We start from the raw sequence: 13,687 nt of genomic DNA, 5'->3' as shown, positions 1-13,687 counted from the left end.
TAAAATTATTCAGGTGGGAGGATGTAACACATGGATAAAGTATTTAAAATGATTGGGTTCTGGACAGCGATGTTTGCCATTCTGTTCTATATCGGAGATATGGTAACAATGTCATTATTCTTCGTTGCACAGACAGGACTTTTTGTCTTACTAGGCTATATGAAATTAACTGAAAGAATGTATATGTACGTATTTGCTGCCTACTTGATTCTGTTCTTTATCGGCTTTACATATTACACAACATTCTTACTGGAACCATCTTTTGGAAACCAGCATTAATTAAAAAAAGAGCAGGAACACATCGGTGTTCCTGCTCTTTCTATTTGGCTGCTGCCTTTTAACGCACGTAAGGATTATTCTCTTTTTCATCTCCGATGGTTGTCGGTACATTATGTCCTGCATAAACAGTCGTTTCCGGAGCGAGCTTGTACAGTTTTTCCCTGATAGAATGCATCAGTTCAGGTGTGCTGCCACCATAAAGATCTGTGCGCCCCACTCCTTTGTTAAATAAGACATCGCCGGAAATAACAAAATCTTCAAATTTATAGCTCAGCGATCCGGGGGAATGTCCTGGTGTATGAATCACATCGAATTTAAAGGCCCCTACAGCTGCCGGGCCTTCTTTTAGGATATTCGGGCTCACTGATGAAGTAATCTCCTCAGTAAAGCGGATTGAGCCGTTTTTAGAGGTGTCTGTCAGCCAGTCTGTTTCGATATCCGACATATAGACTTCAGCATCTGTAAATTCCTGAACTTCATCCAGTGCTCCAAAATGATCGTAGTGCGTATGAGTTAAAAGGATGCCGTCCACAGGCAGTCCGATATCTTTCAATTTACCGGTAATTACATTTGCTTCCGCCGACGGATCTACTACCAGTACGCTTTCTCCATTGCTCACAATATAACAGTTTGTTGATAAAGCCCCTAAAGGCAATCTTGTAATTTTCATTAATAATCACTCTCCAAAATGTTCTCGACAAAACTATATATTAATTATACAATATTGTTAAGTGATTGTTTAAAGAGAAAGATTAGGGGGTCAATATAATGCCTTTCTTCGATACAGGAGAATTATTTAGTATTGGTGGACTGACTATTAGAATCGGAGTTAATGCTCTCGCAATTTTAATGGGCTTAGTTGCAGTATTTGGAATTATCGGGCTTTTAAACTCGATGAAAGCTAAAAACATCCTGGCTGCCGCATTCAGTGCAATAACAGTTCTGGTCTTTGGACTTTGGACGCTTGCAACTATATTTACATTCGGCTATCCGGATCTCGGTTAATTAATGAATAACGAAAAAGAAATACTCCTTCTGGATTTCCCAGAAGGAGTATTTTAATGTTACATATGGTTTTTAGCGACTTCCAGCTGCTGTTTAACAGACTCTGTACCTGTTGATCCGTAGCTGATTCTTCTATTGACGACAACTTTAGGCGACAAGATGCCGTAGATATCTTCTTCGATTACATTGCTGGCTGCTTTAAATTCCGGCAGCGGCATATCTTTAAGATAAATCCCTTTATTAATGCATGACAGTACCAGTTTTCCGACAATTTCATGAGATTCCCTAAAAGGAATGCCTTTAGCAACTAGATAATCCGCGAGTTCCGTTGCATTGGAAAAATCTTCGGTTACAGCTTCTTCCAGCACTGCTTCGTTAATCGTCAATGTTTCAAGCATGCCATTCATAATTTTAAGGGAGCCCTTTATGGTTGTCAGTGAATCAAACAGGCCTTCCTTGTCCTCCTGCATATCCTTGTTATACGTCAGCGGCAGACCTTTTAAGAGCATCAGCATAGACATCAGATGTCCTGCAGTCCGTCCACTTTTTCCGCGGATCAGTTCGGCCATATCCGGATTTTTCTTCTGCGGCATCATCGAAGAGCCCGTCGTAAACGCATCGCTCAGCGTGACGAAATTCGCTTCATCCGTCGTCCAGAAAATCAATTCTTCGGATAATCTCGATAAATGCACCATCGAAAGCGAAATATTCGACAGCGTTTCAACGATGTAGTCCCTGTCGCTCACCGCATCCATGCTGTTGTGGTATATGCCTGAAAAACCAAGCTCGTCTTTCGTCTGGAAACGATCGATATTAAACGTTGTGCCGCTGATTGCTCCTGCACCTAATGGAGAAACGTCAATGCGTTTTAAAGCATCGTTAAAACGCGATTTGTCGCGTTCCAGCATCCAAAAGTAGGTCAGTATATGATGAGAGAATAAAATCGGCTGGGCACGCTGCAGATGAGTGTAGCCGGGCATAATGACACCGATGTGATTTTCTGCAAGTTCGATAATTGTCTGCTGCAGCAATTCAATACTCTCAATGACTGTCTTAACTTCTTTTTTAACGTATAAATGCATATCTGTCGCAACCTGATCATTCCTGCTTCTGGCTGTATGCAGTTTGCCGCCTGCTGCGCCGATTTTCTCAATCAGTTTTGCTTCGACATTCATATGAATATCTTCCTGAGATACGCTGAAGACCAGTTTATTATTGTTGTAGTCATCTAAGATGCTCATCAATCCATCTTTAATCAGGCTGTTTTCTTCTTCGGTAATAATATTTTGGGCTGCAAGCATATTAGCATGTGCAATACTGCCGTTAATATCCTCTTCAATCAGGACTTTATCAAAATGGATGGAAGCATTAAACTCTTCCACCCATGAAATTGAATCCTCCTGGAATCTGCCGCCCCAGGCTTTTTTACTCATCCACAGCAACTCCCTGTTCAAGCATCGCTTTCACTTTAGTAGGCAGTCCGAAGATTTCTATGAAGCCGACAGATGCTTCCTGATTGAAGGCGTCTTCTTTCGTATAAGTTGCCAGTTTCTCATTGTAAAGACTGTTTTCAGATTTGCGTCCTGTAACAGTGACGTTTCCTTTATATAATTCAACACGCACATCACCGTTGACCGGCTGCTGCATATCTTTCAGAGTCGCTCTCAGCGTTTCGGATAATGGTGTAAACCATAAGCCGTTGTAAACCTGCTCTGTATATTTCTGTTCAATTACCGGTTTAAAATGAGCGATATCTTTTGTTAAAGTAATCGTTTCTAAATCGTGTTTAGCAGTTAAAATTACTTTTGCCGCCGGTGTTTCGTAAATCTCTCTTGATTTAATGCCGACCAGTCTGTTTTCTACATGGTCGATTCTGCCGATGCCGTGTTTGCCCGCGACTTCGTTTAAATGCAGGATTAATTCATGCAGTTCGAACTTCTCGTTATTGATAGCGACCGGCAGTCCTTTGTCATAAGTAATTAATAATTCTTCAGCTTCGTCCGGAGCATCTTTAATATTTACAGTAAGATCGTAGGCATCTTCCGGCGGTGCTGCCCAAGGATCTTCAAGGATACCGCATTCGTTGCTTCTGCCCCACAGATTCTGGTCGACAGAATATGGAGAATCAAGATCGATAGGAATTGGAATATTATGCTCTTTCGCATATTCGATTTCCTCTTCTCTTGACCATGTCCATTCACGGACAGGTGCGAGTACTTTGATTGACGGATCGAGTGATTTAATAGCCACTTCGAAACGCACCTGGTCATTCCCTTTACCGGTACAGCCGTGTGCAACGTAATCCGCATTTGTCTCGTGTGCAATTTCCACAAGTTTCTTAGAAATTAACGGACGGCTGAGTGCAGATACGAGAGGATATTTCTCTTCGTACATCGAGTTGCCGTAAATTGTATATGCAACGAATTCTTCTGCATATTCTTTTTGTGTATTTATGATGTGACATTCGCTGGCACCCATTTTTAGTGCTTTGTCATGAACCTGTTCAAGATCTTTGCCTTCACCGACATCAAGACATACCGCTACTACATCAAAACCTTTATCGATAAACCACTGAATCGTTACGCTTGTGTCCAATCCGCCTGAATATGCTAATACTACTTTTTTCTGTGCCATATATGTCACCTCATAAGTTTTTTTAATTAATTGATAATTTAAATACTAACATCATAAAATTACATAATCAAGTATAATTATACATATAGTTAATATACTTTTTGAAAACATAAAAAAAGAGGCCGTTATTAGCCTCTTTAATGCTTTTCTATATATTAATTCGCTTCATCAATTAAAATCTGCAGTTCCTCATCTTCGACTGGTGTTTCCAGTTTGTCTATGGCTGCATTCATATTGTCATAGTCCTGATTCTTGCGGAACTCGAGTATTTTTTCTTTTGCCGCAAGTTCATTGGACGGATCCATCTCATAGCTCTGATCGACGTACTGCTGGCCTTTTTTCTCATCTCCTGCTTCTATATACAGCTTTCCGAGTAAATAGTAAGTCATATCTGTTGCCGCATCTTTGTTAATCGAATTATTAACAACTGCAAGGGCCGCGTCGTAATCGCCTTTTTCATAATAGTACAGTGCTTCGTCGTCCATAGGATGAATCGATGTCTGCCGGTTCATGCCGTAATGGCTGAACATGGTGAATAAAATCAGCACTGCCGCAGCAATAATCGTATATTTTAATTTAACCCGGCGGAAATTAAATATTACCCCGAGGAGTACGCCTGTAATCAGACCGCCGATATGTGCATAATGATTAACATTTGCTACAAACATCGATAAGACTGAAACTGCTGCGAATACTGCGATAATCTGGATAAGCAGTTTTGCTTTGATTTTTCTCGTAATTAATAAATGTACAATGATTAAACCGAGCAGACCGTAAACCGCCCCGCTCGCTCCGAGGGAAATACCTTCTGTAATAAAAACGAGAGAAAAAAGACTCGAAATCGTACCTGCTGCAAGATAAGTTATCAGCAGATGCCACGGTGTATATATTCCTTCAACGAATTTGCCGAGTATGTACAGAGCAAAAATATTAAAAAGAAAATGACTGACTCCGACGTGCAAGAAGGTGCTCGTAACCAGCCGGTAATATTCACCGGATGCAACTTCGTAATGGCTGACTGCGAGAAGATTGGTCAATTCATAAGTATTAAACAGATGAACAAATATCAGATTAATTAACAGGACAATGGTATTTAATGTTACGAACAAGAGCGTCATCGGTGTAAATTTAATCATATACTTTTCAAAAGGATGGCGCGACATTAATCTTCGTTTATAAAATGCATCATCTTTCGGTTTTTTATATTTCATATCAATTTTATAAAATGGATTTGATATAATTTTCTCGAGATTACTGACTGTTCTGTGATTAACTCTCAATGTTTTCGACTTAAACTTGCGCGTGAATTTTTTTTCAGTTAAATGGTACAGATTGATTGTCTTAACAGCAAAACCTGCGATTGCTGAAAGATTATCCGCGGAGTTGAAGATGTTATCAGTAATCGACTCCAGTTCACGATCGGACAAATCCATATCCAAAAGGCAGAGCAGTGTTTTCTTTTTGCGGTCTTTCAGCCAGATCATGTCTGTATCCTGATCATAGTGAAGAAAATCATAATTCGTATATTTCGCAACTTCAAATGCTGCCTGCCATTTATTCTTCATGTTCTCTCACTGCTTTTACACTCAATATCTCTTTGTCGGTAATCAGCGTATCGACAGGCAGGTCATGTTCCATGACGATAGTCTCTCCCAGCTGTTCGCTGAAGATTAAAGAAGCCGTACTGCCTTTAAAACTCGTCAGGAAACGGTCGTAAAAGCCGCCGCCGTAACCGATCCGATACCCATCCGTGCTGAATATCAGTCCCGGCACAATCAGCAGGTCCACATCGTTGTTGACCGGTGCTTCGGGATTTGGAATCGGAATATTTTTCTCATCAAGCGTGACTTCTTCTTTTGACGTCAGGCGGTGGAAAGTCATCGATTTGTCATCGTAATGACATTGCGGGGAGTATACCTCAATACCTGAGTTAAGCAGTTCATCAATTAATTTCCAGGTGTCGTATTCTATTTTCATCGGCAGGACTATCCCCACACTTTTAAAAGCATGCTTTTGAATAAAATCTGTAGCGTGCGCTGTAATGCTATCTTCAGCTTTTGATTTGGCGTCTTTGTCCATAGATTTTAAAGTGCTGATCATATTTTGGCGCAACTCTTTTTTAGACATATTAATAACCCCTCACTATTTATTTCTTGCTTACAGTTATTCTATATGAATATAGAAAAAACCTCCAGAATTACTGGAGACTGTTCTTATTCGCTCTTGTATTTTTCATATGGGTCGCCGGTGTGAATATAGTAAATGTGTTCCGCAATACTTTTAATGTGATCGCCGATACGTTCAAGATATTTTGCGGTCAGCTGTATCTGACCTGTTAAAAAAGCATCGGATTCTTCGAAAATATCCGAAGTGGTAATCTGAACGAATACCGCATCGATATCCTGGTCTCTTAAAATAATTTCATCGAGCAGATCAAGATCCGATTTTTTAAAGGCGGTGTAAACGTCTTCCAGCATTAATGACGCCAGACGCTCCATTGTTTTAAAACGGAGCAGCGTCCGTTCATTTGTAATTTTAATGCGCTTCCGGACTTCTGCCACATTACTTATATTATCCCCTATCCGTTCGAGATTATCAGCAATTTTAATGCAGGAAATAATCGTTCTTAAGTCCGTGGCAACAGGCTGCTGGGTAGTAATTAAATTAATCGCATGAGCATTTACGTCAGCTTCCATTTTATTAATCTCAGCATCATTGTGGACGACTTTCCGCGCATCTTCGATATCATCTGCAAGAAGTACTTCCACAGTTCCCGCAAGTCTTTTGTGACATTCTTCCCCAAGTTTTATACATTCGCCAATCAGTGCGTCCAGTTCTTCCTGGAATTTTTCACGATAGACAGTCATTTTTAGCCGAATCTGCCTGAAACGTAATCTTCTGTACGTTTATCAGAAGGATTCTCAAAAATCACATTCGTATCATCTGATTCAACGACGTAGCCCTGGTAGAAGAAAGAAGTTCTGTCGGATACCCGTGCAGCCTGCTGCATGTTATGCGTCACGATAATGATACTGTAATCTTTTTTAAGTTCCTGCATTAAATCCTCAATTTTAGTTGTTGAAATCGGATCGAGGGCACTTGTCGGCTCATCCATTAAAATAACCTCAGGCTCCACTGCAAGTGCACGTGCGATACAGATACGCTGCTGCTGTCCGCCTGATAAGCCGTATGCATTGTCATTAAGACGGTCTTTGACTTCGTCCCAGATCGATGCGCTGCGCAATGATTTCTCTACTACTTCATCGAGAACGGATTTCTTTTTAATGCCGTGAACACGCGGACCGTAAGCCACATTATCATAAATTGATTTAGGGAAAGGGTTCGGTTTTTGGAAAACCATGCCGACCCGTGTTCTTAATTCTTCCACGGACATGCCGCTCGTGAAAATATCATCCCCCCGGAACTGGATATCACCTTCTGTACGGACAATCGGCACCAGTTCCGTCATACGGTTTAAAGATTTAACAAAAGTCGATTTACCGCAGCCTGACGGTCCGATGATAGCATTGATGTCGTTTTCGTGGAAAGTTAAATTAATATCCTGAAGTGCATGGTTGTCACCGTACCAGAGATTAAAGTTGTTAGACTGAAAAACAATTTCTTTATCTTCCTGAATGATTGTTTGTCTTTTTGCGTCCGCTGCCTGAGTACCGATGTTTACTTTAGTTTTAACACTGTTTAATTCTGCCATTTATAAAACTCCTCTTAAAAATTAATATCTTTTCGAAAACTTATTGCGGATAAAGATTGCGACTGAGTTCATCAGCAGGAGGATGACCAGAAGAACGATAATTCCTGCTGCTGCGATGTACTGGAATTCTTCATTCGGCATTTTAACCCAGCTGTAAATCTGCATCGGCATTGCCTGGAATGAATCGAATATGCTGTTAGGCGTTACGAGCAGCGTCGTCGGAACCCCAATAACTACGAGGGGTGCTGTTTCCCCGATAGCACGTGAAATAGCTAAAATAATACCCGTGATAATACCGGGGATTGCCGCCGGCAAGATGATTCTTGAGACTGTCTGCCATTTAGTGGCACCCATGCCGATTGAAGCTTCCCGGACTGAGGCAGGCACTGCGCGTATTGCTTCCTGTGATGCAACAACAATCACGGGCAGTATCATTAAAGCGAGCGTCAGACCTGCCGCAAGGACAGAGTTGCCTAAGGCAAGTGCTCTCACGAACATTGCAAGACCGAGGAGACCGAAGACGACTGAAGGTACTCCTGCGAGATTTGATATATTTATTTTTATGAAATCTGTAAATTTATTTTTTGGTGCATATTCTTCTAAATATAAAGCTGTACCGACTGATAAAATGATAGCAACCGGTGTGGTCACGAGCATCAGCCAGAGTGAACCGACTATAGCACCGAAGAAACCTGCATTCTCAGCTCTGCTGGAGTTAAAGCTCGTTAAGAAATCCATATTCAGCCGGTCCCAGCCATCCATCAGCGTGTCTGTAATCAGCATAATCAGAACTGCGAGTCCGAACATCGTACACAGGAAGAATAGCCATTTAAAAATTTGGTTTTTAGATTGTCTGCCGGAACGTTTTCCTGCAATAATATCTTTATCTATCAACGTCATTATTAGTACTCCTCCTTAAATTTCTTCGTAAACCACGATGCAATAACGTTCATTAAGAGAGTCATAACGAACAGCGTCATACCGACCGCAAACAGGCTGTAATATAAGTTAGTGCCGAAAGCGGAATCTCCGGAAGTGATCTGAACGATAAACCCTGTCATCGTCTGCAGGGGCTCTGTGACATCAAAACTTGCATTCGGTGTTGAACCGGCCGCAATGGAAACGATCATTGTTTCACCAATCGCGCGTGAAATTGCCAGTACAAATGAAGCGACAATTCCGGAAAAGGCTGCCGGAATAACTACCCGGACTGCTGTTTCGAAGCGCGTTGCTCCCATGCCGAGCGAACCTTCTCTCATCGCTCTTGGCACTGAACTCATAGCATCTTCACTTAAACTTGCGATCATCGGGATAATCATAATACCGACTACGATCCCGGCAGAAACTGCATTGTATAAACCAAAACCGCTATATATACCCTGGAGGATAGGGTTGACAAAATTAATTGCAAAGAAACCGTAAACTACTGTCGGAATACCTGCAAGCACTTCTAAAATAGGTTTAATAATACGTCTGACTCTTTCAGTTGCGTATTCACTCAAGTAGACAGCAGCGCCAAGGCCGATCGGCACAGCGAAAATAACTGCAATGACTACAATTTTAAGCGTACCCATAATGAGTGCCCATATTCCCCACTCCCCGTCACCGACGTAAGGCTGCCATGTAGCTGAAGTCAGGAATTCAGTAATAGGCACCCGGGAGAAAAACTCAAATGACTCTGAAAGTAACGTGTACAGAATACCAATAGTAGCGAGAATGGAGATTGAAGTTATTAATAGTAAAATGACTGGAATCATTCTCTCAAACACACTGGATTTATTTCTTGTATTTTTAATGATTTGTTCTCTAATATTTTTACTGCTCATCATAAGCCTCTCTTTACTTTAAAAATGGACGGGATAAAAGCCTCCCCGTCCATCTGTTATAAGATTTTATCTTCTTATTGTTCCAGGTTTGGAAGTTTAGAAAGTTCCTCTTCAAGCGCTTCGTCTTCAAGTGGTACATATCCAACTTCTTCTGCAGCAGACTGTGAGTTCTTAAGTGTGTATTCCAGGAATGTGTGGAATGTCTCGTTGTCTTCCATTGCAGCATTGTCAGCATAAACGTAAAGCGGACGGGATAATGGGTAAGAGAAATCCATTACGTTTTCGAATGAAGGCTCAACAGCTTCTTCGCTGTCAGGACCTGTAATCGAAACCGGTTTTAATGAATCCTGGTTTTCCTGGTAGAAGCTGTAACCGAAGAATCCGATTGCATTCTGATCTCCTACGACAGATGAAACAACCTGGTTGGTATCCTGGATCAGCTGACCCTGAACACCTTCTTCATCCATTACTTCTTCGTTAAAGAAGTCGTGTGTACCGTGTGACTGGTCCGGTCCATATGCAGTAATCGGCTCTTCAGGGAAGTCTTCGCGAACGTCAGACCAATTCTCAGCTTCTCCTGAGTAAATCATTTTGAGTTCGTCGAATGTTAAATCTTCTACAAAGTCGTTAGCCGGGTTAACTGCAACAGTCAAACCGTCAGTAGCTACTAGGAATTCTGTCCATTCAATGCCGCCGTCTTCAAGAGCATCGATTTCTTCTTGCTGGATACCACGTGATGCGTTAGCAAATTGTGCAGTGCCTTCGATCAGTGCACTGAAACCTGAACCGGTACCGTTACCGCCGAGTTCAACAGCAACACCGTGGTCAGCGTTAAAGTCTTCAACTAAAAGATTAAGTATAGGGAATACCGTAGATGAACCTTCACCGGCAATCTGGTCGTCATCTTCGTTTACATTACCTGTAACGTCTGCAGATGACCCCGATTCTGAACTTGCATCTTCAGTATTTTCTTCGTCTGTGCTTTCTTCAGTACCTTCTTCGGTTGAAGCATCTTCGCTGCCAGTATCTTCTTCTGATCCTGAATCAGAACAAGCCGCCAGAATGAACATTAAGCTCATTAACAGCGCAGCAAGAAATAAATTCTTCTTCATAGCTAAAATTCCTCCAGTTAATTGTCTAGTAATTTATCTTACATACTTATTCTAGCGGACCATTGTAAATGTAAAATTAATGAATTGTTAAGTTTATGTAAATATGAAAAAAAGACCTTAATCCGGGGATTAAGGTCTTAAAAATAATCAATATTGTCCATATTCCAGCTGCGAATAAAAGTCAGAAGCATCATAATTATACAGCGATTCTTCCGCTTGTCCGTAATAAATTTCATAATATTTCTGTATAACATCCTGGCCCATGAACTGAGCCGGGAAAAACGGCACTGTACTCGGCATAGTCGGGAAGATGATGGAGAATGCCATATCCGGATTATCATAAGGCGCATATCCAAGATAAGTCTGATTTAAAACAGGATCTCCGTCTCTGAAACTCTCGGCTGTACCTGTTTTCCCAGCAGCTTTCGGTTCAAGTTCATGGTAGGCGTCCCACCCCGTTCCGTACATATCTCTCGCCTGATCGTGCGTGTTAAACACATCGTAGAAGCCCGCCTGGATTTGAGACAGTTCACTATCTGAAATCGGAATGGTATTCAGAACGTTAGTGCCGTATGAATTTAATACGGGTCCTTTGTCATTGGCATCACTTCCGCGGATCTCTTTTGCGAGATGCTGCTGCACGCGTTTGCCGTCTGCTGCAAATGTCGACATATACTGTGACAGCTGCAGAGCTGAATACGTGTCATACTGGCCGATACTTAAGTACAGATAGTTCATCGGGTTCGTCAGCTGCGGTGCCAGACCCCGAGCTTCGTTCGGCAGGTCAATGCCTGTCGACACACCGAGACCGAACTGGTTCAGTCCGTTCCTGAGCGCGTAACCGGCTGCGGTTACATCGGTCGGCAGCGGCATGTTCGCACTGTACTCCTCGCCCATAATCGCGAGAGCGATTTTAAACATGTAAGTGTTCGATGAAACCATAAGCGCCCGCTGGTCATCGACCGGCACCTGATCATTCCGGTTAAAGAAGGAACTTACAGTATCTGTGCCGGAAAATGTCATCGGCTCGTCAATCAGTGTTTCTCCGACTTCGAGAACATCCTCCTGGTAGCCTGTAGCAACAGTGGCCCCCTTGACGGATGAACCGGGCACGTATGTTGCAGTCAGCGTACCGTAATCGTAATCAACGATATCGCCGTCTTCATTAATATGTTTTCCGACCATGGCGAGAATATCTCCATTATTCGGATCCTGGACGACCAGCTGTACGGTATCGATATATTCTGGAATAATAGTATAGTCGATATCACCGCTGTTTTCGTCCCTCGCAACAATTTCTTCAGCCAGTTCCCTGATTCCTGTTAAATGATGTTCTGCGATTTTTTCAAGTTCGAGCTGCAGCTCAATATCTATAGTCAGATACAAGTCGTCTCCGGCTTTCCCTTCTTTAATCGTTTCCTCACCGGTCACTCTGCCGGACTTATCCGTCGTATATTTCACCTGCGGTTTTTTACCGCGGAGAACGTCTTCGTACTGGAACTCAAGATAGGATTTTCCTACTCTGTCGTTGCGCGAGTAACCGAGCGCCTGGTAATATTCAACGAGTTCTCTCGGCAGTCCTTCATCGTTCGTCGATACTTCACCGAGCACTGTACGAAGTGCCGAATCGTAAGGATAGTCGCGCTGCCAGTCGAGGCCGGTCGAAATCCCTGTCAGCTGATCCAAGTCTTCATTAACTTTGGCGAACTCTTCTTCAGTAACATCTTCACTCTTAATAATTACAGGATTAAGTTCACTTGCTGATACCATTTCTACATATACAGCAATAATATTTAAATCTTCGTCACTTAACACCGAATCTGCAAATTCTTCATCGATAATGTTATAAGCATCTTCATTAAAATCATTCTGGGAAATCCCGCCGTTTTCAAGCAGTGTAACCTGCTCAGGCATTATTGCCGACAGCTCTTTCGGATAATTGTTAATAATGTAATCCTGTTTATCGCGCAGCGATAAACTTTCAGTATCCATATCTATATATGTACTGAGTGTTTCTGCAACGTCCATTATTTCGAAATTTGACATATTTCTGTGTCTGGTAAAATAAACAGCCTTCTCGGCAGTATTGCCGACAAGAAGATTGCCGTTCCGATCGTAAATCTCCCCGCGCGGCACACTCTGATTAATTTCTACATACTGCGCATTTTCAACCTGTTCCTGATATGTATCACCGAGAACAATCTGCAGGTAGCCAAGACGTATAATAAGAATTAAAAATAATATAAAAATTATCAGCATAATAATATTTATACGCGACTTCAGCACCTGTTTATTTATAGCATCCAAGCTTTTAATTTTTGCCCGTTTCAACCTGCATCAAACCCTTTTATAAAGTCCACATCATTTTAACATATTTTAGTGCCGGTATACTAAAATAAAAAAAGACGGGGATACATCCCCGTCTTTCAATGCTGTATTATTTAGCAGCCTGATATAATTCGTTAACTTTGTCCCAGTTTACTACATTCCAAATCGCACTTAAATATTCAGGGCGTTTGTTTTGGTATTTAAGGTAGTAAGCATGCTCCCAAACGTCGACACCGAATACTGGAGTTTTACCTTCAGACACAGGGTTGTCCTGGTTTGGAGTACTTGTAATTTCTAATTTACCATTGTTAACTACAAGCCATGCCCAGCCTGAACCGAAACGGCCAGCTGCTGCTGCTTCAAATTCTTCTTTAAATTTGTCAACTGAACCGAAAGCAGATTCAATTGCTTCTTTTAATTCACCTGATAATTCTTTTTTCTCTGGAGAAAGCAGTTCCCAGAAGATTGAGTGGTTAAGGTGTCCCCCACCGTTGTTACGTACCGCAGTCTTGATGTTTTCTGGTACAGCGTCTAGGTTTTTAACAATTTCTTCGATCGATTTAGACTCGAGATCAGTACCTTTAACTGCGTCGTTTAATTTTGTTACATAAGTGTTATGGTGCTTAGTGTGGTGAATCTCCATCGTTTCTTTGTCGATATGAGGTTCTAAAGCATCATAAGCATATGGTAATTTTGGTAATTCAAAAGCCATAATTAAAAATCTCCCTTCAAAATTGTTTACATCCTAAATATAGCAATTTGATGTTAAAATAACAATTAGATTGCTTAAG

The 13,687-nt window shown here is 41.6% G+C and carries 14 protein-coding genes; 2 read left to right on the top strand and 12 right to left on the bottom strand.

Annotated elements, in window-relative coordinates; all coding sequences use genetic code 11:
• The first annotated feature begins 30 nt into the window (after positions 1–30).
• Positions 31–279 carry a DUF2626 family protein gene (locus MHH58_RS06095; RefSeq protein WP_341345348.1) on the top strand — a complete coding sequence of 83 codons (249 nt, stop codon included), beginning with the start codon at positions 31–33 and terminating at the stop codon, positions 277–279.
• A 58-nt stretch (positions 280–337) separates the two neighbouring features.
• Here the strand turns inward: MHH58_RS06095 and MHH58_RS06090 are convergent, their stop codons facing one another.
• Positions 338–949, bottom strand: a complete 612-nt coding sequence (locus MHH58_RS06090) for an MBL fold metallo-hydrolase (RefSeq protein ID WP_341345347.1) — start codon at positions 947–949, stop codon at positions 338–340.
• A 98-nt stretch (positions 950–1,047) separates the two neighbouring features.
• On the opposite strand from MHH58_RS06090, the gene MHH58_RS06085 reads away from it, so the two are divergent.
• Positions 1,048–1,284, top strand: a complete 237-nt coding sequence (locus tag MHH58_RS06085; protein WP_135096725.1) for a DUF2759 domain-containing protein — start codon at positions 1,048–1,050, stop codon at positions 1,282–1,284.
• Between the two features lie 59 nt (positions 1,285–1,343).
• Here MHH58_RS06085 and argH read toward each other — a convergent pair whose 3' ends face one another.
• The 11 genes from argH to MHH58_RS06030 all read right to left on the bottom strand — a co-directional run bounded on the left by argH (position 1,344) and on the right by MHH58_RS06030 (position 13,608).
• On the bottom strand, positions 1,344–2,717 hold the full coding sequence (argH, locus tag MHH58_RS06080) for an argininosuccinate lyase (RefSeq protein ID WP_341345346.1): 1,374 nt from the start codon (positions 2,715–2,717) through the stop codon (positions 1,344–1,346).
• Positions 2,710–3,918: an argininosuccinate synthase gene (locus MHH58_RS06075; protein ID WP_341345345.1), complete on the bottom strand. Its 1,209-nt coding sequence runs from the start codon at positions 3,916–3,918 to the stop codon at positions 2,710–2,712. Before MHH58_RS06075 ends, argH begins: the two co-directional genes overlap by 8 nt.
• Positions 3,919–4,073: 155 nt before the next feature.
• Positions 4,074–5,483, bottom strand: coding sequence for a rhomboid family intramembrane serine protease (locus MHH58_RS06070; RefSeq protein WP_341345344.1), 1,410 nt, complete (start codon positions 5,481–5,483; stop codon positions 4,074–4,076).
• On the bottom strand, positions 5,473–6,045 hold the full coding sequence (locus tag MHH58_RS06065; RefSeq protein ID WP_341345343.1) for a 5-formyltetrahydrofolate cyclo-ligase: 573 nt from the start codon (positions 6,043–6,045) through the stop codon (positions 5,473–5,475). The genes MHH58_RS06070 and MHH58_RS06065 overlap by 11 nt, the downstream gene beginning before the upstream one ends.
• 86 nt (positions 6,046–6,131) lie before the next feature.
• Entirely contained in the window at positions 6,132–6,785 is a 654-nt protein-coding gene (gene phoU, locus MHH58_RS06060) for a phosphate signaling complex protein PhoU (RefSeq protein WP_341345342.1), read from the bottom strand.
• A 2-nt stretch (positions 6,786–6,787) separates the two neighbouring features.
• Complete coding sequence (pstB, locus tag MHH58_RS06055; protein WP_341345341.1) at positions 6,788–7,630, bottom strand: phosphate ABC transporter ATP-binding protein PstB; 843 nt, start codon at positions 7,628–7,630, stop codon at positions 6,788–6,790.
• A gap of 21 nt (positions 7,631–7,651) precedes the next feature.
• Positions 7,652–8,530 carry a phosphate ABC transporter permease PstA gene (gene pstA, locus MHH58_RS06050; RefSeq protein ID WP_341345340.1) on the bottom strand — a complete coding sequence of 293 codons (879 nt, stop codon included), beginning with the start codon at positions 8,528–8,530 and terminating at the stop codon, positions 7,652–7,654.
• Positions 8,531–8,532: 2 nt separating this feature from the next.
• Positions 8,533–9,459 (bottom strand): phosphate ABC transporter permease subunit PstC, encoded by a 927-nt coding sequence (gene pstC, locus MHH58_RS06045; RefSeq protein ID WP_341345339.1) that lies wholly within the window; start codon positions 9,457–9,459, stop codon positions 8,533–8,535.
• A gap of 71 nt (positions 9,460–9,530) precedes the next feature.
• Positions 9,531–10,568 carry a phosphate ABC transporter substrate-binding protein PstS family protein gene (locus MHH58_RS06040; RefSeq protein ID WP_341345338.1) on the bottom strand — a complete coding sequence of 346 codons (1,038 nt, stop codon included), beginning with the start codon at positions 10,566–10,568 and terminating at the stop codon, positions 9,531–9,533.
• Between the two features lie 147 nt (positions 10,569–10,715).
• On the bottom strand, positions 10,716–12,875 hold the full coding sequence (locus tag MHH58_RS06035) for a peptidoglycan D,D-transpeptidase FtsI family protein (RefSeq protein ID WP_341345337.1): 2,160 nt from the start codon (positions 12,873–12,875) through the stop codon (positions 10,716–10,718).
• A 130-nt stretch (positions 12,876–13,005) separates the two neighbouring features.
• Positions 13,006–13,608 (bottom strand): superoxide dismutase, encoded by a 603-nt coding sequence (locus tag MHH58_RS06030; protein WP_115884382.1) that lies wholly within the window; start codon positions 13,606–13,608, stop codon positions 13,006–13,008.
• Positions 13,609–13,687 lie beyond the last annotated feature (79 nt).

This window comes from Jeotgalicoccus sp. FSL K6-3177 (assembly GCF_038050175.1).
GTDB lineage: Bacteria > Bacillota > Bacilli > Staphylococcales > Salinicoccaceae > Jeotgalicoccus > Jeotgalicoccus nanhaiensis.
This window is presented reverse-complemented; position numbering and strand designations above follow the sequence as displayed.

Excerpts from the sequence above, each read along its gene's own strand:
- MHH58_RS06085 (WP_135096725.1), top strand. The coding sequence starts at position 1,048 with ATGCCTTTCTTCGATACAGGAGAATTATTTAGTATTGGTGGACTGACT.
- MHH58_RS06040 (WP_341345338.1), bottom strand. The coding sequence starts at position 10,568 with ATGAAGAAGAATTTATTTCTTGCTGCGCTGTTAATGAGCTTAATGTTC.
- MHH58_RS06065 (WP_341345343.1), bottom strand. The coding sequence starts at position 6,045 with ATGTCTAAAAAAGAGTTGCGCCAAAATATGATCAGCACTTTAAAATCT.
- MHH58_RS06030 (WP_115884382.1), bottom strand. The coding sequence starts at position 13,608 with ATGGCTTTTGAATTACCAAAATTACCATATGCTTATGATGCTTTAGAA.
- MHH58_RS06090 (WP_341345347.1), bottom strand. The coding sequence starts at position 949 with ATGAAAATTACAAGATTGCCTTTAGGGGCTTTATCAACAAACTGTTAT.
- argH (WP_341345346.1), bottom strand. The coding sequence starts at position 2,717 with ATGAGTAAAAAAGCCTGGGGCGGCAGATTCCAGGAGGATTCAATTTCA.
- pstA (WP_341345340.1), bottom strand. The coding sequence starts at position 8,530 with ATGACGTTGATAGATAAAGATATTATTGCAGGAAAACGTTCCGGCAGA.
- MHH58_RS06095 (WP_341345348.1), top strand. The coding sequence starts at position 31 with ATGGATAAAGTATTTAAAATGATTGGGTTCTGGACAGCGATGTTTGCC.
- pstB (WP_341345341.1), bottom strand. The coding sequence starts at position 7,630 with ATGGCAGAATTAAACAGTGTTAAAACTAAAGTAAACATCGGTACTCAG.
- pstC (WP_341345339.1), bottom strand. The coding sequence starts at position 9,459 with ATGATGAGCAGTAAAAATATTAGAGAACAAATCATTAAAAATACAAGA.
- phoU (WP_341345342.1), bottom strand. The coding sequence starts at position 6,785 with ATGACTGTCTATCGTGAAAAATTCCAGGAAGAACTGGACGCACTGATT.
- MHH58_RS06070 (WP_341345344.1), bottom strand. The coding sequence starts at position 5,483 with ATGAAGAATAAATGGCAGGCAGCATTTGAAGTTGCGAAATATACGAAT.
- MHH58_RS06075 (WP_341345345.1), bottom strand. The coding sequence starts at position 3,918 with ATGGCACAGAAAAAAGTAGTATTAGCATATTCAGGCGGATTGGACACA.